Genomic DNA, 22491 nt, shown 5'->3' on the forward strand with positions numbered 1-22491 from the left:
AGCGTCTGGGCAGTCCCCGGCCGCAGCTGCGGTACTGGGGAACGCTTCATCCTAACCAAAACCGTTCCGGTCGTGCCGGAGATGGCGGACGTCCGGCCGCGCCGAGTGTTCCGGGGAGCCGGCCAGCGGCCGGCACTACGCCGCTGCTCAGCGCTGGCCGAACAGGTGCTTGCGCTCTTCCTCGCTGAGTGGCTTGCCGGCCTGCGGGCTCACCTTCTCGCGCAGGGCGTAGGCCCGCTGGGTGGCCGGGCGCGCAGCGATCGCGTCATGCCAGCGCTTGAGGTTCGGGAAGGCGCTGAAATCGACCGGCAGCTTGTCGTAGGCCCCGATCCAGGGGTAGCTGGCCATGTCGGCGATGCTATACGCTTCACCGCCGAGATAGGCGGTCTGCGCCAGGCGCTTGTCCATCACGCCGTGCAGGCGGCGCACTTCGTTGTCGTAGCGCTCGATCGCATAGGGAATCTTTTCGGGCGCGTAGACGTTGAAATGGCCCATCTGGCCGCTCATCGGGCCAAGCCCGGCCATCTGCCAGAACAGCCATTCCAGCACCGCCACCCGGCCGCGGCTGTCGGCGGGCAGGAAGCGGCCGGTCTTCTCGGCCAGGTACAGCAGGATCGCGCCGGACTCGAACACGCTCTGCGGGGCGCCGCCGTCGGTGGGCTGGTGGTCCACCAGCGCTGGCATCTTGTTGTTGGGCGAGATCGCCAGGAAGGCGGGCGTGAACTGGTCCCCGGCGCCGATGTTCACCGGCTGGATCCGGTATGGCAGGCCGGTCTCCTCCAGCATCAGCGTGACTTTGTGGCCATTCGGGGTGGGCCAGTAGTACAGGTCGATCATGGCGACGGCTCGCGGATTGGGAATACCGAGTCTAGTCCGTCATTCGGCTTGGCAGGGTCAAGCCGGACCGTTACGCTGCGCCGTCCCCGCAACGCAGCATCCCAGCATGAGCTCGACCCAGACTCCCATCAGTCCCCTGTCCTCCCTGATCTTCGCCTCGCGCTGGCTGCAGCTGCCGCTGTACCTGGGCCTGATCCTGGCCCAATGCGTCTATGTGTTCCTGTTCGGCAAGGAGTTGTGGCACCTGCTGCACAAGGCCAACACCATGGGCGAGCAGGAGATCATGCTGCTGGTGCTGGGCCTGATCGACGTGGTGATGATCTCCAACCTGCTGGTGATGGTGATCGTGGGCGGCTATGAGACCTTCGTATCGCGCCTGCGCCTGGAAAACCACCCCGACCAGCCGGAATGGCTGAGCCACGTCAACGCGAGCGTGCTGAAGGTGAAGCTGGCGCTGTCGATCATCGGTATCTCCTCGATCCACCTGCTGAAGACGTTCATTGCGGCGGGCAATCTGGATGGGCTGCCGTCGTGCAACAGCGACGCTTACTTGCAAGCCGTTTCGGCCGCAGTTGCAGCCGCCGGCCCCACGGCCGCCGTAGCTTTCAAGTGCTCGGCCATGACCTCGACCGGGGTGATGTGGCAGACCATCATCCATGCCGCCTTCATCCTCTCGGCAATCGGCATCGCCTACACCGACAAGCTGATGAACGGCACGCCGAGCAAGACGCTGTCGCACTGACACTTGCCCGGCAGCGGCGGCATCGGTGAGGATGCCCCTGTCCTGACCGCCTGGCCCCCGGGCCGGGCGGGGTGATGCTAGATTGCACACCTGCGGGTCCGCCATGGACGTCGGGAAACGTCCAGGGCCTTCGGTCGGCCTGACCGCATCAGGCCCTACGTATCGTCGTCTTCAAAGGGGAGTTGGATGTCGCACGTCAAGACTCATGGCCCGGCGCGCCTGTTCGCGCCGATGATCCTGCTGGTCGCCCTGTCCGCCTGCTCGGGCAAGGACGACGCCGCACCGGCCGCGCCTGCGGCACCCGCCACCCCCACTGCTGCGCCGGCCGCACCGGCGGTCTCGGCCAAGGTCCAGTCGCTGGGTACCGAGGAACTGCGTGAGCTGGCCAGCAAGGCCCTGCGCGAAAACCGCATGTACGCCCCGGCCGGCGACAACGCCATCGAGTACTACCTGGCGCTGCGCGACAAGACCCCGGATGACGCCTCGGTCAAAAGCGCGCTGACCGATCTGCTGCCCTATACCCTGATCGCCGCCGAGCAGAACCTGGGCCGCGAGGATTTCGCCGAAACCCAGCGCCTGGTTGCGCTGATCGAAAAGGTTGACCCGGCCGCCCCCGCACTGCCGCGCCTGAAACAAGGCATCAGCGGCAGCATGCAGACTGCGCTCAAGCGCACCCAGGAAGAGACCGACAAGGTCAAGAAAGACGCCGAGACCCGCGCCAAGCAGCTGGTTGAACAGCAGCGCCTGGCACAGCAGCAGAGCACCGAAGCCGAGGCCGCGCGGCAGATCGCCGCGCAGCAGGAAGCCGCGCGCCGCGACACCGACCGCCAGGATGCCGAGCGTCAGGCCACCGCCCGCCGCGAGGCCGAACAGCGCCAGCAGCAGGCCGCCGCCCAGCAGGCCGCGGCCACCCGCCAGGCCGCCGCGGCGCCGAGCCTGCGCCCGGTCAGCACCCCGGCCCCGCGTTACCCGGCCGACGCGCTGCGTTCGGGCACCTCCGGCGAAGTGCTGGTCGAGCTCACCGTCGGCACCGACGGTTCGGTGACCGCCGCCCGCGTGCTGCGCGCCACCCCGGCGCGCGTGTTCGACCGCGAAGCGCTCAACGCCGTCAAGCGTTGGAAATTCGAGCCGGTCGGCGCCCCGGTCACCACGCGCCGCACGCTTGCCTTCGCGCCGGAAGGCGGTTGATCGCAGCGTAAGGTGGGAGGACGAAAGGCCCGGAGTGATCCGGGCCTTTTTTCTGATTTCAGTGGCGCATGCAGCACTGCCGCTATAGGGCAGTCGAAGGTTCTTGCAACGCCATGGTGGCGGGCAACCCAGCGCTGACGAGATCACGCCCTGCCATCCCCACGCCGAGCAGGGCAATCAGCATCAGCAAGACGCCTGAGACGCGCAGCATCCCCCGGTGCACGTTTGGTTTCACCAACCGCCGGACCAACAGGCAGACCGTCATCAGGGTGGCGAAGTCCAGCACGATCCACAGTCCGGTCAGCAGCCCCAGGCTCACCGTTGGCTGAGGCGTGATCTCGAGGAACTGCGGAAAGAACGATGCGAAGAAGATGATGTCTTTAGGGTTCGAGATCGACATCACGAAGCCCTTTGTGAAACTCCCGTGCGTCGCCACCGGCGTGGCCGCCGCCGCCCTTCCGGCATCGTGCAGCATCTGGTAGCCGAGATAGCCGATGTAGAGGGCGCCGCCGCCTTTGAGCAAGGTAAACACCGTCTCATTGATGGACAGCAGCCCTTGGACGACCAGCATCGACAGCACGATCAGTACGAGGGAGCCAGCGTTAGTGCCGGCAATCGCCCGAAGCGCCAGCTTCGGTCCACCGACGATGCCGGTGCCTGCCACGAACACCGCAACAGGGCCTGGCATGGCGATCATCACGACCACGCTGAAAACGTACAACACGACAAGATTGGCATCGATATGCATGGGCGGGCTCGCTCTCCGTCTCCGAAAGCTCGTCACCCATCAATCTAGCCGGACAGCATCGCGGTAAGCGCAGATCGCCTGCGAGTGCAGCCTCTACCAGTGATCCCATGTGTCGTATCCAACACGGACCGCGCCTCACCGGTCAAGCGCTGAGGCGCGCTGTCGTCATGCGAATCCACCCCTGAAGAAGGGCCCCTTTCGGAGCCCTTCGTGGATCAACCCGAAATCGCCAACCGTTCCTGATGGTAGCGACGCACCGCGGCATACCAGAACAGCGCCGCCAGACCGAAGCCCGCGCCCAGGTACACCGCCCACATCTGCGCGCTGATCGTTTCGTGGCGGATGATCTTGAGCAGCATCTGGTTCTGCGCCAGGAACGGCACCGCAAACTGCCACAGCTCACTCTTGATCGGGTACACCATCAGCGCGTAACCCGGCAGCATCGGCAGCAGCATCAGCCAGGTCATGTGGCTCTGGGCTTCTTTCATGCTCTTGGCCGCCGCCGACAGGAAGGTCAGCAGCGAGGTGCCGATGAACAGCATCGGCAGCATGATCAGCAGCATCTGCAGCATCGGCAGGAAGCCCATGTTGAGCTGCCGGCCTACCCCGCCGGAGGATAGCTGCGCGCTGATCTTGAAGGCCGCCAGGGTCAGCAGCAGCGATGCGACACCCACGGCGCAGGCCGCAGCGATCTTGCCGCTGACGATCGCGCTGCGCGGTGCGGGGGTGGCGAGCAGCGGCTCCAGCGATTGCCGCTCACGTTCGCCGGCCGTGGTATCCATCACCAGGTAGGCACCGCCCAGGAACGAGGTGATGGTGAGCAGAATCGGCAACAGCACCGAGAGCATCATCCCGCGCTTGGCTTCGGCGGTCGCGAGGTCCTGTGCGGCGACGTCCAGCGGGCGCGCCACCTGTGCATCGATCCCGCGCGCCAGCAGGCGCAGGGCACCGACCTGCTGGCTGTAGCCACCCAATGCCGCTTCCAGACGGCTGCTGGGAATATCGGCAGCGCGGCGGGTGCTGTCCTTGATGATCTCCACCAGCGCCGGGCGGCCGTCGGCCCAGTCCTTGCCGAAGTCCGGGCTGATGCGCAGCGCCACATCAATGCGCTGGCTTCGGATCGCTTCGGTGAGGTCCTTCGGTGCCTCGGTCGCATTGAGACCCTGCGATGCCAGGAAACGCACCAGATTGGGGGCATGCTCGCCGCCGATCATCGGTATTTCCAGCGGCTGCTCGATCTGCGTCTTGACCCGGCTTTCGGCCAGCTTGCTCATGCCGAGAATCAGCACGGGATACAGCAGCGGTCCCAGCAGCAGGGTCAGCGCGAGGGTGCGGCGGTCGCGGGAGAGATCGCGCAGTTCCTTGCGCATCACGGTCAACAGCGTGGCGAACGAACTCATGCGTGCAATCCTTCTTCGGTACCGATCGCCTTGACGAAGGCATCTTCCAGGTTGCTTTCCCCGGTCTGTGCGCGCAGCTCATCGGCGCTGCCGGCGGCCATCACCGTGCCCTGCGCGATGATCACCACGTGGTCGCACAGTGCGGCCACCTCCTGCATGATGTGGCTGGAGAAGATCACGCAGCGCCCCTCGTCGCGCAGCCCGCGCAGGAAGCCGCGCAGCGCGCGCGTGGTCATCACGTCCAGCCCGTTGGTGGGCTCATCCAGGATCACGTTGCGCGGGTCGTGCACCAGGGCGCGGGCGATCGCGGTCTTGGTGCGCTGGCCCTGCGAGAACCCTTCGGTCTGGCGGTCGAGGATGTCCTCCATCTCCAGCGCCGTGGACAACACCTTGGTGCGCTCGCGGATCCGCGCGGCACTCAGGCCGTGCAGCTGGCCGAAGTAGGCGATGTTCTCGCGCGCGGTCAGGCGCTTGTAGACACCACGGGCATCGGGGAGCACCGCCAACTGGCGGCGCACGGCGATCGGGTCTACCGCCGCGTCGATGCCATCCACCAGCACGCGGCCCTGGTCGGGCTTCATCAGCGTGTACAGCATGCGCATGGTGGTGGTCTTGCCGGCACCGTTCGGCCCGAGCAGGCCGGTGATGCGGCCGTCTTCGGCCTGGAAGCCGACGTTCTGGACGGCGTGGATCAGGCCGGTCTTGGTCTTGAACGCTTTATGCAGGTTCTCGGCGACGATCATGCGCGCACCTCCCCGGTGCGGTGGGAGGAACGGTTCATGGGGCCCATCCGTTGAACGAGGTGAACGCCGGCACCGGGCTGAGGGTGTCCAGGCAGGTGGCATCGAGCGACTTGGCATCGGCGGTGTCGATGAACTGACCGAGGATGCGCGGCATGCAGCCGGCGTTGATCGTGCCGTGGCCCTGACCCTTGGCCAGGAGGTGTCGCCCGTTCGGCAGCTGCTTGACGACCTGCTCGGCATAGCGCGGCGGCGTGACCGGATCGAACTGGCCCGACAGCAGCAGCACCGGCAGCGACGAAGCGAACGGCGTGGTGAAATCCTTCGGCCGCGAACCGGCGTTCCACGCCGGGCACGCCGCGAAGAACATGCGCGCCACTTCCGGGCCCAGCACGCGGTCACCCTGCGCACTTTCCTGATAGCGGTCGGCATCCTCGGCGCACAGCACCGACCATTGCATGCCACGGTTCATCTGCACGCCCAGCGTGCGGCTGGCCATCTTGCTCAACGACATCAGCGGCGCATAGCGACCCTGCGCGGCCTCATCGAGCATCACCGGCAGCAGCGAGGACAGTTCCGGCATGTACGAGAACATGAAGGCCAGTCCGGTCACCGAATCGGCGGTCAATACATCGCGCTCGGCCTGGCCGGTGCCCGGATTGCGGTACTCGACCTCGACCGGTGCCTTGGCCAGCGTGGCCATGACGTTGCGCAGCTGGGTGCGGGTATCGACCGGGAAGCGCTGGGCGCAGATCGGATCCTGGCGGCACTGTGCCGACTGCAGGGTGATCGCATCTTCGAAGGTGTTGGCGAAATCGCCGCCGACCACCAGGTCGTTCGGCACCACGCCATCGATCACGACGGTGCGGGTGTGCTGCGGATAATGCGCGGCGTACTGCTGTGCCACACGCGTACCGTAGGAGCCGCCGATCACGTTGACCTTGTCCACGCCCAGCGCCTTGCGCACCGTATCCAGGTCGCCGATGGCCTCGGTGGTGGTGTAGAACCGCGTGTCGGCGCGGCCGGTCAACGACTGCGCGCAGCGACGGGCATAGTCTTCGATCAGGCCCGCGCTCGGCGCGGCGTTCTCGTCCAGCGGCAGCTCCTTACCCTGCGCATCCAGGCAGGTGAGCGGATTGGATTTGCCGGTGCCGCGTTGATCGATCAGGAAGATGTCGCGCTGCTTGCGCACATCGCGCAGCGCCATGTTCACCGGTGCGGCGACCTCGGTCGCGGCCTGGCCGGGGCCACCGGCGAGGAAGAACACCGGGTCGGCCTTGCCGGCGCCGTCATTGCCGGCCTCCAGCCAGGCAATGTTCAAGCCGATTCTGCGACCGTCGGGTTCGGCCGGATTTTCCGGCACCTGCAGCGTGGCGCACTGTGCCTCCACGTTCGCGCTGGCCTGCGCGCTGGTCAGGGTGCAGGGCTGGAACGCGAGCGTGCCGTACAGGCGTTGAGCGGCGGCCGCGCCGGATGCATCGTCCGGTACCGGCGCACAGCCGGCACACAGGGCGGCGACCAGCGCACCGGCCAGCCTCAGGTGGTGTGTAGACATCTTCCGTACTTCCCCTTGTTGAAGATCATGCCACCACGACGCGTTGGCGTGGCCGATGTGACCCAACTTACACGGCTGGCCCCGTGCCGGGGAAGGCGGCGGCGTCGCCGTACACCTCACTGCACCGTCAAGGCCACCGCGCTCATGGTGCGGTCGCGGCCGTCGGCCTTGGCCCGGTACAGGGCGGCATCGGCTTCACCGAGCAGGCGCGCCATGTCGCCTGTGCCCTGATCGATCGCCAGGCCGATGCTCGCCGTCACCGGCACCGGCACGCCGTCGAGCCGCGCGGGCGACTCACGCAGCGCCTGGCGCAGGCGATCGGCGCACTGCCGCGCCTGGGCCTGATCGGCCCCCGGCAGCAGCAGGACGAACTCTTCCCCGCCATAGCGGCCCAGCAGATGCTCGCGATCGGCGACGCAGGTGCTCAGTACGTCGGCGACATGCCGCAGCACCGCATCGCCGGCCAGGTGTCCCCAACGGTCGTTGATCTGCTTGAAGTGATCCACGTCCAGCAGCAGCAACGCCAGGGGTCGGCCGGGGCGGCGGTTGAGCTCCAGCAGGCTGGCGCCGTCGGCCAGCACCGCCCCGCGGTTGAGCAGGCCGGTCAGTACGTCGGTGCGTGCCAGTCGCTGCAGGTCCACCAGCATCCGTTCCACCAGCAGCAGCACCAGCGCGAAGCACCGCGCCAGCTCCAGGATCAGCCCGACCAGGTAGGTGGCAAAGACCGGCGCACCCGCGCGCAGGAGGTCGTCACCCGCATCCGGGGCCACCGGCAGGAACAGGCGGACCAGGTACAGCAGGGTCTGCGCGGCGAACACCACCGCCGCCAGCCGGCAGCTGGTGCGCTGCGCCGGCGGTGCGTGGCGCAGCAGCAGCCAGGTCATCCATCCGTTGAGCAGGACCGCGAACACGCTGAACACGTGCAGCCGGATGACCAGGCTGGGATGGACCACCAGGAAGAATGCGATCGCGCCAAGATAGGTGGCCGCCAATGCCATCGGCTGCCACGCCGGCAACCGACGGCCGAGATGACGCGCCACGCCGTACAGCATCAGCACGCCGGACAGCGCGACCGCGACGTTGCCGGACAGGATTCCGGCTACATGGGGCAGGTACGGCCGCAGCGCGACCAGGGTCAGGCTGACCGAGAGCATCCACAGGCTGGCCGTCCACAACCGCAGCGCCGGCTGCCGGCGCAGCACCAGCAGCAGCAGTGAAAAACCCATGGCGATGCCCAGGCACAGCAGGAAGCCGAGCACGGCAATGGTGGGGAAATCCAGGGGCATCGAGTCAGCCAGGCGGAAGCGGCGCGCGGCGCATCTTACCGCCCGCCACGGTGCAGCGCTGCCCGGTCCGGGACCGGGCAGCGGCGCCCGCCTGCCGCGCACCGGCCAGCGGCGCGCCGGAAAGCGGGGTTACTTGCTGCTGACGTACTTCTCGCGCCGCACCTGCGGGGTCGGCAGGCCGGCCTCTTTCAGCGCCTCGAAGGTGGCATCGACCATGTCCGGGTTGCCGCACAGGTAGGCGATGTCGGTGGCCGCGCTCGGGGCGAACTCGGCCAGGTGCTGCTGCACGTAGCCGTGGCGCACGTCCGGATGCGGGTTTTCCGGCAGCTCGCGGGACAGGCACGGCACGTAGCGGAAACCCGGGTGGGCGGCCGCGAAGGCATAGAAGTCCTCGCTGTAGAGCAGTTCGGCCGGCGTGCGGGCACCCTGCAGCAGGACCACCTCCACGCCACGCTCGGCCATGGCGGTGGCCAGCAGCGGCAGCATCGAGCGGTACGGGGTGACCCCGGTGCCGGTGGCGATCAGCAGGTAGCGGGCGTTGTGGTCGCCCGGCTGCAGGCAGAACCGGCCGAACGGACCGCTGGCGCTGACGTGGCCGCCGATGTCCAGGCCCTCGAAGAGGGAGGTGGCGGCGCCGCCAGGGACGAAGCTGACCGCGATATCGACCGCATCGCCCGCGCCGAGGGCGTGATCATGAATGGTCGCCAGCGAATAGCTGCGCTTGGTAGCGGTGCCGTCGGCGTACTCGAAATGGACCTGGATGAACTGACCGGGCTGGAAATCCAGCGGCTGGCCGTCATCACGCAGGAACTGGTAATGGCCGACGGTCGGGGCCAGCATGCGCCGGTCGACCAGTTTGAGGGGGAATTGAGCAGGCACGACTTTTCGGGACAGTGTGTAGCCGGGGCAAGCCCTCGGGGTCTTCTATAATAGCCGCTCCCCGCCCCTATCCAGCGCCAGCCCATAGGCGCGAAGGCAAGAGCTTGGCTTCCCAGAACACTCCCGCGCCCACCGCCGTGCCCGCCCTGCGGGTGCGTGACCTCCGCAAAACCTATGACAACGGCACCCAGGCGCTGAAGGGCGTCTCGCTGGACGTGGCCCCGGGCGACTTCTTCGCCCTGCTGGGTCCCAACGGCGCCGGCAAGTCGACCCTGATCGGCATCATCAGCTCGCTGGTGAACCTCAGCGAAGGCCAGGTCGAGGTCTTCGGCAGCGACCTGGTGCGCCACCGCAGCGCGACCATGCGCCTGATCGGCCTGGTCCCCCAGGAAATCAACTTCAACCTGTTCGAAAAGCCCTTCGACATCCTGGTCAACTACGCCGGCTTCTATGGCGTGGCCCGTGCCGAGGCCGAGAAGATGGCCGAAGAAGAACTCAAGCGCGCCCACCTGTGGGACAAGGCGCAGGTGATGAGCCGCACCCTGTCCGGGGGCATGAAGCGCCGGTTGATGATCGCCCGCGCGATGATGACCCGCCCGCGCCTGCTGATCCTGGATGAACCGACCGCCGGGGTGGACATCGAAATCCGCCGCGACATGTGGCGCGTGCTCAAGGAGATCAACGCCGCCGGCACCACGATCATCCTCACCACGCATTACCTGGAAGAAGCCGAGCACCTGTGCCGGAACCTGGCCATCATCAACCACGGCCAGATCGTCACCCAGGGCCCGATGCGCGAACTGCTGGCCAAGCTGGACGTGGAGGGCTTCCTGTTCGACATCGACGGCAGCCTGCCGGCCCAGCTGCCGGAGATCGAAGGCGCGATCCTGATCGCCACCGACAGCCACACGCTGGACGTGGACATGCCGCGCGCGATGGACCTCAACCGTGTGTTTGACGCCTTGAACGCCGCCGGTATCCGCGTGCGTTCGATGCGCACCAAGAGCAACCGCCTGGAGGAGCTGTTCGTGCGCCTCACCGGCAACCAGGAGAACGTGGCATGAGCAGCACCCCGACCCCGGTCCTGACCGACGGCCAGCGCAACCGCATCGCACTGATGACCATCGTGCGCCGCGAAGTGGCGCGCATCCTGCGCATCTGGGGCCAGACCCTGGTGCCGCCGGCGATCACCATGACCCTGTACTTCCTGATCTTCGGCGGCCTGATCGGCTCGCGCGTGGGCGAGATGGGCGGCTACAGCTACATGCAGTTCATCGTGCCGGGCCTGGTGATGATGAGCGTGATCCAGAACAGCTACGGCAACATCAGCTCGTCCTTCTTCGGCGCCAAGTTCGGCCGCCACGTGGAAGAGCTGCTGGTCAGCCCGATGCCCAACTGGGTGATCCTGTGGGGCTATGTGTCCGGCGCGGTGCTGCGTGGCCTGATGGTCGGCGTGATCGTGTTGATCATCGCCATGTTCTTCACCCCGGTGCGCATCCCGCACCCGCTGGTGACGCTGACCACGGTGCTGCTGGGCGCGACGATCTTCTCGCTGGCCGGCTTCATCAACGCGGTGTACGCCAAGAAGTTCGATGACGTGGCGATCGTGCCGACCTTCATCCTGACCCCGCTGACCTACCTGGGCGGCGTGTTCTATTCGGTAAAGCTGCTGCCGACCTGGGCCGAAGCGGCCACGCATGCCAATCCGATCTTCTACATGGTCAACGCGTTCCGCTACGGCCTGCTGGGCACCAGCGATGTGCCGCTGTGGGTGGCCTACGCGCTGATGATCGGCTTCGTGGTGGCGCTGACGGCGCTGGCGCTGTGGCTGCTGAAGCGGGGCGTGGGGATGCGGAGCTGATCTGATGCGGTTCAGCGACTACATCGTATTTGTCGATGAAAGTGGCGACCACGGCATGGACAGCATCGACGACGGGTATCCGTTGTTCGTGCTGTCCTGTTGCCTTATCAGCAAACGGGACTACATGACCACCGTGGTCCCGGCGATGCAGCAATTGAAATTCTCAACATTCGGGCACGATGCGGTCATCCTGCACGAACGCGAGATCCGCAAGGATACCGGCCCGTTCGCCATCCTTCGCGACCGCACAAAAAAACACGCCTTCATCCAGGCATTGACCGACGTGCTTGAACGAACACCCATGACGGTGTTTTCCGCTGTCATCGACAAGCGCCAGCTGGTCGAGCATCGCCGACGGAATGAAAGCCCCTACGAATTGTCGTTGCGCTTTTGTCTGGAACGCATTTTTTATTCGCTGCGTCGTCTCGGACAGAGCAACGATGATGAAGGACCGCTGCTGACCCATGTCCTGTGCGAATCCCGGGGGCGCAACGAAGATGCAGACCTGGAACTTGCGTTCCGGCGCATCTGCGGCGGCGACAATTTTGCCCATGTCCATCTGCCGTTCGAACCTGTGCTGACCGACAAGAAGAACAACTCGATCGGGTTGCAACTTGCCGATCTGGTGGCCCGTCCCATTGGGCTGAAACAGCTGCGCCCGGACCAGCCGAACCGGGCATGGGATGTCATCGAAACCAAACTCGACCGGGATGCCACGGGGCGCTACCGTGGATACGGTCTGAAGTGCTTCCCCTGAAAAACAAAAGGCCCCAGCGAATCCGCCGAGGCCCAATGCCGACCGGGAATCCCCGATCCAGGCTTCACTATAACAGAGCTGCCAGGTGCAGGCCTCGGCAGTCTTGAATGCATTCAGCCATCCCTGATTTGGAGTGTGAGAGCCATGCGTATCCTGATCCTCGGCGCCGGCGGGACCGGCGGGTACTTCGGTGGTCGCCTGGCCCAGGCCGGCGTGGACGTCACCTTCCTCGTCCGCCCGGCGCGTGCGGCCCAGCTGGCGGGCGAAGGGCTGGTGATCCGCAGCCCGCTGGGCGATGCGACCTTCCCGGTCAAGCACGTCACCGCCGAGGCGCTGCCTGCGCTGGCGAGCGCTGAGCCCTTCGACCTGGTGATCCTGAGCTGCAAGGCCTACGACCTGGCCAGCTCGATCGAGGCGATCGCCCCGGCGATGGGCCCGCGTACCACGGTGCTGCCGATCCTCAACGGGCTGCGGCATTACGCCGATCTCGACGCACGCTTCGGCCGCGACGCCGTGCTGGGCGGACTGTGCTTCATCAGCGCGACCAAGGCCAGCGACGGCGCGGTGGTGCATCTGGCGCCGGCGGCCAAGCTGACCTTCGGCGAGCGCGACGGCACCGGCAGCAGCGCGCGCGTGCTGGCGCTGGCGGCGGCCTGCGTGCAGGCGGGCGTGGACCACGTCGCCACCGATGCGATCGGGCAGGAGCAGTGGATCAAGTACACCTTCCTGACCACGCTGGCGGCGGCGACCTGCCTGATGCGCGCCGATGTCGGCACGATCGTGGCCACCGATGACGGTGCGGCGATCGTGCGGGGCCTGTACGAGGAATGCCTGGCGGTGGCCGAGGCGGCCGGCGAGCCGATCCCGGCCAAGGCGCGGGAGATCGCACTGGCCGCGACCACCCAGTCCGGCTCGGCGTTGAAGGCGTCGATGCTGCGCGATCTGGAGGCCGGCCAACAGGTCGAGGCCGAGCATATCGTCGGCGACATGCTGGTACGGGCACGGGCGGCCGGCCAGGCCGCACCGCTGCTGGCCGTGGCCTATGCGCACCTGCAGGCCTACCAGCAGCAGCGCAGCGCCTGAGCGCCATGCCTGCCGCGCTGCCGTCCCACGTGCTGGTGCTGGGCCTGGGCTATGGCGGGCGGCATCTGGCCGCGCTGCTGCACTCGAACGGGGTGGCCTGCAGCGGCACCGTACGCGATCCCGCCAGTGCGCCGGCGGATGGGCTGCTCCGCCACCGTCTGGTTGCAGGCGAACCGATCAGCGCGGGCCTGCGCGAGGCGATCCGCACGGCCGAGGCCATCGTCTGCTCCGTGCCACCGGATGCAGACGGCGACCCGGCCTTGCGCCTGCTCATCGATGCGCTGGGCGACAGCCCTGCGCTGCGCTGGGTCGGCTATCTCTCCTCCACCGCGGTCTACGCCGACCGCGATGGCGGTTGGGTCAACGAAACGTCTGCCGCCGATGCGACCGATGAGACCGCCCTGAAGCGCCTGCGCGCGGAACAGCAGTGGCAGGCATTCGCGCAGGCGCGTGGCATTGCCTCGGCAGTGTTCCGGCTGCCGGGCCTGTATGGGCGCGGGCGCAATGCGCTGGTGCAGTTGGCGCAGGGCAAGGCGAGGCAGGTGGTGCGGCCGGGGCTGGTATTCAACCGGCTGCACGTGGCGGACCTGGCCAGCGGCGTGCAGGCTGCGATGCAGCGGCCTGCACGCGATGCGCTGCATCTGCTGAGCGATGACGAACCGGCGCCGCCACAGGACGTGGTGGCCTACGCCGCGGCGCTGAGTGGAATGCCGCTGCCCGTCGTGCAGGCGTGGGACGCACCCGAGGTGGCCGCCTCACTGCGCCGCTTCTACGCCAGCAACAAGCGCATCGACGGCCGCGCCACGCGCGCGGCATTGCAGTGGCAGCCACGCTTCACCACGTACCGCGAAGGACTGGACGATGCGTGGGCGCACGGCGACGGACGCCCTGCCCTGCGCTAGCCCACGACCGTCGGTCGTGGGTGCGGCGTACCCATGCGGGGTCCGACACGCGTACCGACCAACGGTCGGTACCTACCTTCTCAAGCCGCGTCAGGGAGCCGGAAGAACGTGCGCGTAGCCGCCGTCGCGTGGGCGGCCGTGATCTCCACGTCCTCCCCGCGGTCGCGCGCCAGCTCCTCGATGATGTGCGACAGGTACATCGGCTCGTTGCGACGGTCTTTCGGCAGGGGCTTGAGCGTGCGCGGCAGCAGGTAGGGCGCGTCGGTCTCGATCATCAGGCGGTCGGCCGGGATGTGCTTGACCAGCTCGCGCAGGTGGGCGCCACGGCGTTCATCGCACAACCAGCCGGTGATGCCGATGTACCAGTCCTGGTCCAGGTAATCGAACAGTTCCTGGCGCTCGCCGGTGAAGCAGTGCACCACTGCCGGGCCGAGCTTGCCCTCGAAATTCTTCATCTGCGCCATGAAATCGGCATGCGCGTCGCGCTGGTGCAGGAACAGCGGCTTGCCGTTTTCGGCGGCGAGCTGCAGCTGGCGCTCGAAGGCGCGGTGCTGCGCCGGGCGCGGCGAGAAATCGCGGAAGTAATCCAGCCCGCACTCACCTACCGCCACCACCTCGGCATGCGCGTGCAGCGCGCGCATTTCCGCGTCGCACTCGTCGGTGTATTCCACCGCATGGTGCGGATGCACGCCAGCGGTCGCATACAGGAACCCCGGGTGCTGGCGGGCCAGCGCCAGCGCCATCGGCGAATGCTCGCGGCTGGCCCCGGTGATCACCATCTGCACCACCCCGGCCTCGCGCGCACGCGCCAGCACGGCGTCGCGGTCGCGATCGAAAGAGTCATGGGTGAGGTTGGCGCCGATATCGATCAGTTGCATGTGGGGCTACAGGACGGGTGAACCCGGGCATTCTACCGTGCTCCCCGCGATGCCCCGGCGCGCGCGTCTCGCCGCCCCCGCCTGGGCCCCGTATCCTTGCCGCATGACCACCCCGATGTTCCCGATTTCCACACTGCTACCGCAGATCCTGACCACGCTGGAGCACGGCACCCGGCTGGTGCTGGAAGCACCGCCCGGCGCCGGCAAGACCACCCAGGTGCCGCTGGCGCTGCTGGATGCACCGTGGCTGGAAGGCCGGAAGATCATCATGCTGGAGCCGCGTCGCGTGGCCGCGCGCAGCGCCGCGCAGTTCATGGCGCGGCAACGCGGCGAAGACGTCGGGGACACCGTCGGCTATCGCATCCGTTTCGAAAACAGGATCTCCGCGCGGACCCGGATCGAGGTGGTGACCGAAGGCATCCTGACCCGGATGCTGCAGGACGACCCGCTGCTGGAGGGCGTGGGGGCGCTGCTGTTCGATGAATTCCACGAGCGGCATCTGGCCGCCGATCTCGGCCTGGCACTGGCACTGGATGTGCAGTCGCAGCTGCGCGAGGACCTGCGCATCGTGGTGATGTCGGCCACGCTGGATGGCGAGCGGCTGGCGCAGTTCCTCGATGCGCCGCGCCTGAGCAGCGAAGGCCGCAGCTTCCCGGTGACGGTCGCGCATTTTCCCGCACGTCGCGACGAGGCGCTGGAGCCGCAGGCACGGCGCGCGGTGGAGCAGGCCCTGGCCGAGCATCCGGGTGATGTGCTGGTGTTCCTGCCCGGGCAGCGCGAAATCGCACGCGTGCAGACAGCGCTGCAATCCGTGCTGGATCCGGCCGTGCTGGATCCGGCCGTGCAGGTGCTGCCGCTGCACGGCGAGCTGCCGGTGGACCAGCAATCGCAGGTCCTGCAGCCTGACCCGGGCGGTCGCCGCCGGGTCGTACTGGCGACCAACGTGGCCGAATCCTCGGTGACCCTGCCCGGCGTGCGCGTGGTGATTGATGCCGGTCTCGCACGCGAGCCGCGCTACGACCCCAACAGCGGCTTTGCGCGCCTGGATGTGGTGAACATCGCGCAGGCCTCGGCGGACCAGCGTGCCGGCCGCGCAGGCCGTGTGGCCGAGGGCTGGGCGTGGCGGTTGTGGCCGCAGTCGCAGCGGTTGGAGGCACAGCGCCGGCCCGAGATCGCGCAGGTGGAACTGGCCTCGCTGGCACTGGAACTGGCCGCCTGGGGCAGCGACGACCTGCGCTTCGTGGATACACCGCCGGCCGGTGCCCTGGCCGCCGCCCGTGAACTGCTGCAGCGCCTGGGCGCGCTCAGCGACAGTGGCACGCTGACCCCGCTGGGCCGGCGCATGCTGACCCTCGGTACGCATCCACGGCTGGCGGCGATGCTGATGGCGGCAGGTGCCGGTGTGGAACAGGCCCTGGCCTGCGATCTGGCCGCGCTGGTGGAAGCGCGCGATCCGCTGCGGCAAGGGGGTGATGCACTCGCCGCGCGGTGGCGTGCGCTGGCGGCGTTCCGCCAGGGGCGCGTGCCACCCGATGCCAACCGCGGCGGGCTGGCGACCATCGATGCCGCCAGCAAACAATGGCGGCGACGCCTGCGCTGTGATGCCGCGCCTCCTTCCTCAGTCGAAGCGCATCAACTCGGTGACCTGCTCGCCCATGCATTTCCGGACCGGATCGCTGCCCGCCATCCGACCGATCCGCTACGCTATCTGCTGGCCAATGGCCGCAGCGCGCGCCTGTTCGATCCCAGCGATCTGCGTGGCGAACCGTGGCTGGTCGCGGTGGAGCTGCGCTACGAAGCACGCGACGCGTTGCTGCTGCGCGCCGCGCCGGTGGACGAGAACCGCCTGCGCCGTGATTTCGCCGATCGCTTCAAACAGGAAGACGTGGTTCGCTGGGATGCTGAGAAGCGTGCGCTGGTCGCGCGACGCGAGACTCGATTCGACCGCATCGTGCTGGACAGCCGCTCGGCCGGTCGCGTGGATCCTGCGCACGCCGCGCAGGCGCTGACCGATGCGGTTGCCGAGCTGGGGCTGGACGCATTGCCGTGGACCGAAGGGCTGCGCCAGTGGCAGGCCCGTGCACTGGCGGTGCGCGCATGGATGCCGGCGCTGGAACTGCCGGATGTCTCCGACGCAGCGCTGTTGGCGACGCTGCCGACCTGGCTGACCCCCGCATTCAACGGCAGGACCCGCCTGGACGCGCTCGACGAATCCAGCTTGGGTGAAGCGCTGAAGTCACCGCTGCCGTGGGCGCAACGCCAGCTGATCGATCGCCATGCCCCGGTCCGCATCACCGTGCCTTCGGGGATGGAGCGCCCGATCCACTACACGCTCGATGCCGATGGCGTCACGCCGCAGGCGCCGGTGCTGGCGGTCAAGCTGCAGGAACTGTTCGGCCTGAGCGACACCCCGCGCATCGCCGATGGCCGCATCCCGCTGACGCTGCATCTGCTCTCCCCGGGCGGCCGCCCGCTGCAGGTCACCCAGGACCTGCGCAATTTCTGGGCGAACACCTACGCCGAGGTGAAGAAGGAAATGAAGGGGCGGTATCCCCGGCATCCGTGGCCGGACGATCCGTGGACGGCGAACGCAACACACCGCGCCAAGCCGCGCGGCACGTGAGCGGGCCGCCCATTCCTCACCCGATGCGCGCATTCATGGCTGTCACCTGACCATCGCCCGGCACGTGGCGCGCGCAGCGCGGGGAACCGGCTACAGTCGTGATCCGGCCGTAGCAAATGGATAACACGCCCTACACGGCCACCGCGCGACACTGGATCAGAACCTTTAGGCAAGGACCCCCCATGAGCAGATTGACTGTGATTACCGACCGCGCCCTCGAGCGTGCCCTGGACATTGCCAGCAGCGCTGGTGACGGCCTCAAGCATGCCGGCAGCAACCTGCGTCACTTCGGGCCGCAGGCGACCGACTGGATCAAGACCGGTGCCGCACTCGGCGCGGTCAAGACCGGCAGCAAGGTCGCCGCCAAGGTGGTGCGCCGCAATCCGGCCGTGACCATCGCCGCCGCCGCTGTCGGCGTGGGCCTGCTGGGCTATGCGCTGTACCGCAAGCAGCAGAAGAAGAAGCTCGCCAACGGTGGGGTGGTGAACGGCCAGGCGCAGCGCATCAGCGCCCGCAACCGCCGCAACGACACCGTGGTGGACGAAACCAGCGATATCGGCAGCGACGCCTGATCCGCTGACGCGTTACCGCACGTGCATCGAAACCGCCGGTCTCTGCCGGCGGTTTTTTATTATCCGATCTGCCGCCATTGGCCGGGTTGCAGATCGCCGATCGCATGCGCGCCCATCGAGATACGCACCAGGCGCAACGTGGGCAGGCCGACCGCCGCGGTCATGCGTCGCACCTGCCGGTTGCGGCCCTCGCGCAGCGTGATCGCCAGCCACGCATCGGGCACCGTCTTGCGGAAGCGCACCGGCGGCGTGCGCGGCCACAGTTCGGGTGGCGGCTCCAAGCGCTCGACACCGGCCGGCAATGTGGGGCCATCGTTGAGCAGCACGCCACGGCGCAGCGCTTGGAGCTGCGCATCGGTCACTGTGCCTTCCACCTGCACCCAATAGGTCTTGTCCGCCTTGTGCCGCGGATCGGTCAACTGGTGGGCCAGGCCGCCATCGTCGGTGAGCAGCAACAGGCCTTCGCTGTCGTAATCCAACCGCCCGGCGGCATACACCGCCGGTGGCAGACCGAAGCCGGCCAGCGTCGCGCGCGGGGGCTGGCTGCGGTCGGTGAACTGGCACAGCACGTTGAACGGTTTGTTGAAGGCGATCAGCATCGGGGCAACAGCGGCAGTGGGATGGCCCATTGTCCCATCCCCATGCCGTCGCCGCGATCCGCGCGAACGTCAGCCGATGATCTTCATTTTGAGCAGGAAGTAGACCAGCACCAGCACCACGCCGCAGACAGTGGCGACGCGGGCTTGCCGTGCCCGGGACCCGGTGGCGGGCGCATTGAACGCGCGACGCCCGTCCAGGGCTGCACCGGCGAGCAGGAGCCCGAAACCGGCGGCCCCCATCAGGTCATAGCCGTTGCGGCCATAGAACACGAAATCAACGATCTTGATCAGCGTGACCACCGCCAACGCGATCAACAGCAGCTTCTTCAAACGTGCTTTCCTCTACCTTCCCTGGAACGCGCGGGCCATAGCCCGCGCGCGATGTGTTACTTGCCCGGCTTCACGAAGCGCAGCGTCATGCGGTCGCTTTCGCCGATCGCCTGGTACTTGGCCTCATCGGCCGCGTCATGCTGGTTGGTCGGCGGCAGCGTCCACACGCCGTTCGGATAATCCTTGGTGTCGCGCGGGTTGGTGTTGATCTCGCTGCTGCCGGCCAGTTCGAAACCGGCGGCCTTGGCCATCGCGATCACCTGCTGCTGGCCCACGTAACCGGTCTTGTCGTCTGCCGGTACATCGGCCTTGGCACGGTGTTCCACCACGCCGAGCACGCCGCCCGGCTTGAGCACCGAGAAGAAGCCCTTGAACATGCCTTCGGCCTGGCCGCTGCTGCGCCAGTTATGCACGTTGCGGAAGGTCAGCACCACGTCCGCCGAGTTGGCCGGGCCGAACACCGGAGCCTTCGGGTCGTAAGCCACCACACGGCTTTTGCCGAACACGGCAGCGTTGCCGGCAAATTTCTTGTCCAGCCCATCGCGGCTGCGCTGCTGGTAGTCGCGGCCACGTCCCTCCGCCACGGCCATCGGGTCGACCACGGCGGCCACGTACTGGCCCTTGTCGTGCAGCAGCGGCGCCAGGATTTCCGAATACCAGCCGCTGCCCGGAGTGACTTCGATGACGGTCTGGCCCGGCGCGACACCGAAGAACGACAGCGTCTGCGCCGGATGGCGGTAGGCATCGCGTTTGACGTTGGCCGGATCGCGGCGATTGTCCTGCACGGCCTTCTGCACGGCCGGGGTGATCGCGACCTGCGCGTTCGGGCCGGCGGGCTTGATCGCCATCGCGGGCGCGGTAAGCATCAGGGTGGAGACAGTGAACAGGCAGGCACAGGTCAACGAACGGGCTTTCATCGGCGGGGCTTCCAGTAACGGGATGCGGCGAGACTAGCAGCCAAGCGTGCACAGGTGTTCACAAAGCGTTAGTGCGACGCAGCAATCCAGAACACTGTTTTGTGCCTGCTGCCGCAACGCTGTCACCCCCCCGGCCGTATCCTGTGGAAACGATTCCCAGGGAGAACATCACCCATGACTGCTACGCGCGAACTCGGTCGTTCCGGCCTCCATGTCGCCCCCATCGCCTTCGGCGGCAATGTCTTCGGCTGGAGTGCGGACGAGAAGACCTCCTTCGCCCTCGATGCCTTCGTCGAGGCCGGCTTCAACCTGGTCGATACTGCCGATGTCTATTCGGCATGGGTGCCCGGTAACCAGGGGGGCGAGTCGGAAACCATTCTGGGCCGCTGGTTCAAGCACAGCGGCAAGCGTGACAAGGTGGTGCTGGCGACCAAGGTGGCCAAGTGGTCCGAACACCCGGGCCTGTCGGCCGACAACATCACCGCCGCCGTGGAGGATTCGCTGCGCCGCCTGCAGACCGACGTGATCGATCTGTACCAGGCGCACGAAGATGATGAATCCACCCCGCTGGAATCCACGCTGGCCGCCTTCGGTCGCCTGATCGAACAGGGCAAGGTGCGCGCGATCGGTGCCTCCAACTACAGCGCCGAGCGCCTGCGCGATGCCTTGAGGGTCTCGGCCGACTACAAACTGCCGCGCTATGAAACGCTGCAGCCGGAGTACAACCTGTACGACCGCGCCGGTTACGAAGCCGGGCTGGAAGCGGTAGTGCGCGAAGCGCAGCTCGGCGTGATCAGCTACTACTCGCTGGCCAGCGGCTTCCTCAGCGGCAAGTACCGCAGTGCCGCCGATGCGGGCAAGAGCAGCGCGCGCGGCCAGAGCGTGGTGGACAAGTACGTCAATCCGCGTGGCCTGCGCATCCTGGGCGCACTGGACGACATCGCCAGCACGCATGGCGTGAGCCCGTCGCAGATCGCGATCGCGTGGTTGATCGCCCGTCCAGGCATCACCGCGCCGATCGTCAGCGCCACCAGTGTCGAGCAGTTGCACGATGTGCTGGCCGCCGCGAAGGTCGCGCTGTCGGCGCAGGATGTGCAGCAGCTGGATGCGGCGAGCGCCGAACAGGCCTGAGCCCACCGCCATGTATGACGGACAGCCGCCGCAGGGCGGCTGTTTCCGTGTGGGGTGGGCGCTCGGTTTCCGGCCCGGCCGAGCGCCCTCGCCTTATCGGCTGGCCCGGCTGTCTTCGGCGACCAGCGCGTGGTGCAGGCTGACGCCGGCGCGCACGCCTTCGGCACTGGCCAGGCTGATGTTGCCGACCAGCGTTGCATCGCCTGCGGCGTAGATGCCGGGCACGCTGGTCTGCTTGCCCGGGTCGACCTGGACCAGCACGCCGATCGGGCTGTTCTCCAGGACGCAGCCCAGCTGTTCCACCAGGGGTGTCGCCATGTGCTGGCGCGCGGTGACGAACAGCGCGCGCAGTTCAACCCGGCGGCCATCGGCGAGCACGGCAGCGCTCAGCGCCGGTGCCTCGCCTTCGAGACCGATCACGGCCTCGTGCTCGATGCTGACCCCGCGGTGCTGCAGGGCAGCGCGTTCTTCCGGTGCCAGTGTCATGCCGTGCGCGAACAGGGTGACGTTGCCCCAGTCCGCGAGCAACGCGGCCATCGTGGCGGATTTCTCATGCCCGCCCAGCAGGCCGATCGCGCCGCCGCCGATTTCATAGCCATGGCAGTACGGGCAGTGCACCACGCTGTGGCCCCAGCGCTCGGCCAGGCCGGGCAGTTCGGGCAGTTCATCGGCGATGCCGGTGGCCAGCAGCAGCTTGCGCGTGGCCCAGGTGTCACCGTTGGCGGTGCCGACCACGAAGCCATCCACGGTCGGCTGGGCCGTGCTGACCGTATCGTTGACCCAGCGCACCGTCGGGTAGTCCAACAGCTGCGCCTTGGCGTTGCGCAGCAGCTCGGCGCCGGCGATGCCGTCCTGGCCGAGCACCCCGTGCGAATGCGCGGCGAAGCGGTTGCGCGGCAGGCCGCTGTCGATCACCAGGATCTCGCGGCGCGCACGCGCCAGGATCAGGGCCGCGGACAGGCCGGCGAAACTGCCGCCGACGACAATCGCATCAAACCTCATGGGGAACTCCTGCAGCGTGGTGGGCCAGGTGGCGGGCGAATGCTTCGCCCAGCGTGGCCAGGGTGGTGTCACGCAGGCGGGCCTCGAGCAGCGCCTGGGCCTGGCGGTAACTGTCGTCCAGCGCCTCGTTGACCACGCGCTGCACCGGGCAGCCGCGCCCGGTCTCGCGCGCACCGGTGTGCAGCAGGGGGGGCGCACCGATGGCGACATACACGTCGTGCAGGGTGATCTGCGCCGGTGCCCGCGCCAGTTGGCTGCCGCCGCCGTGGCCCCGCACCGTGGTCACCAGACCGCCCTTGTGCAGGGCGGACAGCAGGCGACGGATGACCACGGGGTGGGTGGGCAGGCAGGTCGCGAGCTGCTCGGAGGTGCGCGGGCCGTCCTGGCCGACCAGATGGGCCATCACATGCAAGGCGTCTGAGAACTGGTTGCTGGATTTCATGTAACTACATTAGTTACAT

23 protein-coding genes are annotated in these 22491 nt (G+C 67.5%); 10 read left to right on the forward strand and 13 right to left on the reverse strand.

Features of this window, described 5'->3' with window-relative positions; genetic code table 11:
* Positions 1-147 precede the first annotated feature (147 nt).
* On the reverse strand, positions 148-837 hold the full coding sequence (locus C0R07_RS08565; protein WP_102788664.1) for a glutathione binding-like protein: 690 nt from the start codon (positions 835-837) through the stop codon (positions 148-150).
* 106 nt (positions 838-943) lie between these two features.
* Between C0R07_RS08565 and C0R07_RS08570 the strand changes: the two genes are divergently transcribed.
* Together C0R07_RS08570 and C0R07_RS08575 are read left to right on the forward strand one after the other, a co-directional pair.
* The gene (locus tag C0R07_RS08570; protein ID WP_102788665.1) at positions 944-1579 is read left to right on the forward strand and encodes a TIGR00645 family protein; all 636 of its coding nucleotides are present in this window, start codon (positions 944-946) and stop codon (positions 1577-1579) included.
* Between the two features lie 186 nt (positions 1580-1765).
* Positions 1766-2767, forward strand: a complete 1002-nt coding sequence (locus C0R07_RS08575; RefSeq protein WP_102788666.1) for an energy transducer TonB — start codon at positions 1766-1768, stop codon at positions 2765-2767.
* Positions 2768-2849: 82 nt separating this feature from the next.
* Here the strand turns inward: C0R07_RS08575 and C0R07_RS08580 are convergent, their stop codons facing one another.
* From C0R07_RS08580 to C0R07_RS08605, 6 genes are all read right to left on the reverse strand, one after another.
* On the reverse strand, positions 2850-3515 hold the full coding sequence (locus tag C0R07_RS08580; RefSeq protein WP_070469951.1) for a LysE family translocator: 666 nt from the start codon (positions 3513-3515) through the stop codon (positions 2850-2852).
* Between the two features lie 215 nt (positions 3516-3730).
* A complete protein-coding gene (locus tag C0R07_RS08585; RefSeq protein WP_019185451.1) occupies positions 3731-4915 on the reverse strand; it encodes an ABC transporter permease in 1185 nt (394 codons plus the stop codon).
* Positions 4912-5658 carry an ATP-binding cassette domain-containing protein gene (locus tag C0R07_RS08590; protein WP_046273991.1) on the reverse strand — a complete coding sequence of 249 codons (747 nt, stop codon included), beginning with the start codon at positions 5656-5658 and terminating at the stop codon, positions 4912-4914. Before C0R07_RS08590 ends, C0R07_RS08585 begins: the two co-directional genes overlap by 4 nt.
* A gap of 34 nt (positions 5659-5692) precedes the next feature.
* Entirely contained in the window at positions 5693-7210 is a 1518-nt protein-coding gene (locus C0R07_RS08595; RefSeq protein ID WP_102788667.1) for an alpha/beta hydrolase, read from the reverse strand.
* 116 nt (positions 7211-7326) lie between these two features.
* Positions 7327-8496, reverse strand: a complete 1170-nt coding sequence (locus C0R07_RS08600) for a GGDEF domain-containing protein (protein ID WP_102788668.1) — start codon at positions 8494-8496, stop codon at positions 7327-7329.
* A gap of 129 nt (positions 8497-8625) precedes the next feature.
* Positions 8626-9375 (reverse strand): ferredoxin--NADP reductase, encoded by a 750-nt coding sequence (locus C0R07_RS08605; RefSeq protein ID WP_083279823.1) that lies wholly within the window; start codon positions 9373-9375, stop codon positions 8626-8628.
* A 104-nt stretch (positions 9376-9479) separates the two neighbouring features.
* On the opposite strand from C0R07_RS08605, the gene C0R07_RS08610 reads away from it, so the two are divergent.
* From C0R07_RS08610 to C0R07_RS08630, 5 genes are all read left to right on the forward strand, one after another.
* A complete protein-coding gene (locus C0R07_RS08610) occupies positions 9480-10439 on the forward strand; it encodes an ABC transporter ATP-binding protein (RefSeq protein WP_102788669.1) in 960 nt (319 codons plus the stop codon).
* Positions 10436-11236: an ABC transporter permease gene (locus C0R07_RS08615; RefSeq protein WP_019185458.1), complete on the forward strand. Its 801-nt coding sequence runs from the start codon at positions 10436-10438 to the stop codon at positions 11234-11236. Before C0R07_RS08610 ends, C0R07_RS08615 begins: the two co-directional genes overlap by 4 nt.
* 4 nt (positions 11237-11240) lie before the next feature.
* Positions 11241-11993, forward strand: coding sequence for a DUF3800 domain-containing protein (locus C0R07_RS08620; protein WP_102788670.1), 753 nt, complete (start codon positions 11241-11243; stop codon positions 11991-11993).
* Between the two features lie 144 nt (positions 11994-12137).
* Complete coding sequence (gene panE, locus C0R07_RS08625; protein ID WP_019185460.1) at positions 12138-13076, forward strand: 2-dehydropantoate 2-reductase; 939 nt, start codon at positions 12138-12140, stop codon at positions 13074-13076.
* Positions 13077-13081: 5 nt separating this feature from the next.
* On the forward strand, positions 13082-13978 hold the full coding sequence (locus tag C0R07_RS08630; RefSeq protein ID WP_102788671.1) for an epimerase: 897 nt from the start codon (positions 13082-13084) through the stop codon (positions 13976-13978).
* An 80-nt stretch (positions 13979-14058) separates the two neighbouring features.
* Here C0R07_RS08630 and C0R07_RS08635 read toward each other — a convergent pair whose 3' ends face one another.
* Positions 14059-14856, reverse strand: a complete 798-nt coding sequence (locus C0R07_RS08635) for a TatD family hydrolase (RefSeq protein WP_070469963.1) — start codon at positions 14854-14856, stop codon at positions 14059-14061.
* Positions 14857-14959: 103 nt separating this feature from the next.
* On the opposite strand from C0R07_RS08635, the gene hrpB reads away from it, so the two are divergent.
* Positions 14960-17479, forward strand: coding sequence for an ATP-dependent helicase HrpB (gene hrpB, locus C0R07_RS08640; protein ID WP_102788672.1), 2520 nt, complete (start codon positions 14960-14962; stop codon positions 17477-17479).
* A gap of 182 nt (positions 17480-17661) precedes the next feature.
* Positions 17662-18051: a hypothetical protein gene (locus tag C0R07_RS08645; protein WP_102788673.1), complete on the forward strand. Its 390-nt coding sequence runs from the start codon at positions 17662-17664 to the stop codon at positions 18049-18051.
* Positions 18052-18110: 59 nt separating this feature from the next.
* On the opposite strand, the gene C0R07_RS08650 is transcribed toward C0R07_RS08645, so the two are convergent.
* From C0R07_RS08650 to C0R07_RS08660, 3 genes are all read right to left on the reverse strand, one after another.
* Positions 18111-18650: a pseudouridine synthase gene (locus tag C0R07_RS08650; RefSeq protein ID WP_102788674.1), complete on the reverse strand. Its 540-nt coding sequence runs from the start codon at positions 18648-18650 to the stop codon at positions 18111-18113.
* A gap of 69 nt (positions 18651-18719) precedes the next feature.
* Positions 18720-18980 carry a hypothetical protein gene (locus tag C0R07_RS08655; protein ID WP_102788675.1) on the reverse strand — a complete coding sequence of 87 codons (261 nt, stop codon included), beginning with the start codon at positions 18978-18980 and terminating at the stop codon, positions 18720-18722.
* Between the two features lie 56 nt (positions 18981-19036).
* Positions 19037-19897, reverse strand: a complete 861-nt coding sequence (locus tag C0R07_RS08660) for a class I SAM-dependent methyltransferase (RefSeq protein ID WP_102788676.1) — start codon at positions 19895-19897, stop codon at positions 19037-19039.
* Between the two features lie 174 nt (positions 19898-20071).
* Between C0R07_RS08660 and C0R07_RS08665 the strand changes: the two genes are divergently transcribed.
* Entirely contained in the window at positions 20072-21028 is a 957-nt protein-coding gene (locus tag C0R07_RS08665; RefSeq protein ID WP_102788677.1) for an aldo/keto reductase, read from the forward strand.
* A gap of 93 nt (positions 21029-21121) precedes the next feature.
* On the opposite strand, the gene C0R07_RS08670 is transcribed toward C0R07_RS08665, so the two are convergent.
* Both C0R07_RS08670 and C0R07_RS08675 read right to left on the reverse strand, forming a co-directional pair.
* Positions 21122-22030, reverse strand: coding sequence for an NAD(P)/FAD-dependent oxidoreductase (locus C0R07_RS08670; RefSeq protein ID WP_102788678.1), 909 nt, complete (start codon positions 22028-22030; stop codon positions 21122-21124).
* On the reverse strand, positions 22020-22472 hold the full coding sequence (locus tag C0R07_RS08675; protein WP_102788679.1) for an Rrf2 family transcriptional regulator: 453 nt from the start codon (positions 22470-22472) through the stop codon (positions 22020-22022). Before C0R07_RS08675 ends, C0R07_RS08670 begins: the two co-directional genes overlap by 11 nt.
* Between the last annotated feature and the right edge of the window lie 19 nt (positions 22473-22491).

It is taken from the genome of Stenotrophomonas bentonitica (genome assembly GCF_002887735.1).
GTDB lineage: Bacteria > Pseudomonadota > Gammaproteobacteria > Xanthomonadales > Xanthomonadaceae > Stenotrophomonas > Stenotrophomonas bentonitica_A.

Coding starts and splice junctions, on each gene's coding strand:
- C0R07_RS08565 (WP_102788664.1), bottom strand. CDS start 837: ATGATCGACCTGTACTACTGGCCCACCCCGAATGGCCACAAAGTCACG.
- C0R07_RS08570 (WP_102788665.1), top strand. CDS start 944: ATGAGCTCGACCCAGACTCCCATCAGTCCCCTGTCCTCCCTGATCTTC.
- C0R07_RS08575 (WP_102788666.1), top strand. CDS start 1,766: ATGTCGCACGTCAAGACTCATGGCCCGGCGCGCCTGTTCGCGCCGATG.
- C0R07_RS08580 (WP_070469951.1), bottom strand. CDS start 3,515: ATGCATATCGATGCCAATCTTGTCGTGTTGTACGTTTTCAGCGTGGTC.
- C0R07_RS08585 (WP_019185451.1), bottom strand. CDS start 4,915: ATGAGTTCGTTCGCCACGCTGTTGACCGTGATGCGCAAGGAACTGCGC.
- C0R07_RS08590 (WP_046273991.1), bottom strand. CDS start 5,658: ATGATCGTCGCCGAGAACCTGCATAAAGCGTTCAAGACCAAGACCGGC.
- C0R07_RS08595 (WP_102788667.1), bottom strand. CDS start 7,210: ATGTCTACACACCACCTGAGGCTGGCCGGTGCGCTGGTCGCCGCCCTG.
- C0R07_RS08600 (WP_102788668.1), bottom strand. CDS start 8,496: ATGCCCCTGGATTTCCCCACCATTGCCGTGCTCGGCTTCCTGCTGTGC.
- C0R07_RS08615 (WP_019185458.1), top strand. CDS start 10,436: ATGAGCAGCACCCCGACCCCGGTCCTGACCGACGGCCAGCGCAACCGC.
- C0R07_RS08620 (WP_102788670.1), top strand. CDS start 11,241: ATGCGGTTCAGCGACTACATCGTATTTGTCGATGAAAGTGGCGACCAC.
- panE (WP_019185460.1), top strand. CDS start 12,138: ATGCGTATCCTGATCCTCGGCGCCGGCGGGACCGGCGGGTACTTCGGT.
- C0R07_RS08630 (WP_102788671.1), top strand. CDS start 13,082: ATGCCTGCCGCGCTGCCGTCCCACGTGCTGGTGCTGGGCCTGGGCTAT.
- C0R07_RS08635 (WP_070469963.1), bottom strand. CDS start 14,856: ATGCAACTGATCGATATCGGCGCCAACCTCACCCATGACTCTTTCGAT.
- hrpB (WP_102788672.1), top strand. CDS start 14,960: ATGACCACCCCGATGTTCCCGATTTCCACACTGCTACCGCAGATCCTG.
- C0R07_RS08645 (WP_102788673.1), top strand. CDS start 17,662: ATGAGCAGATTGACTGTGATTACCGACCGCGCCCTCGAGCGTGCCCTG.
- C0R07_RS08650 (WP_102788674.1), bottom strand. CDS start 18,650: ATGCTGATCGCCTTCAACAAACCGTTCAACGTGCTGTGCCAGTTCACC.
- C0R07_RS08660 (WP_102788676.1), bottom strand. CDS start 19,897: ATGAAAGCCCGTTCGTTGACCTGTGCCTGCCTGTTCACTGTCTCCACC.
- C0R07_RS08665 (WP_102788677.1), top strand. CDS start 20,072: ATGACTGCTACGCGCGAACTCGGTCGTTCCGGCCTCCATGTCGCCCCC.
- C0R07_RS08670 (WP_102788678.1), bottom strand. CDS start 22,030: ATGAGGTTTGATGCGATTGTCGTCGGCGGCAGTTTCGCCGGCCTGTCC.
- C0R07_RS08675 (WP_102788679.1), bottom strand. CDS start 22,472: ATGAAATCCAGCAACCAGTTCTCAGACGCCTTGCATGTGATGGCCCAT.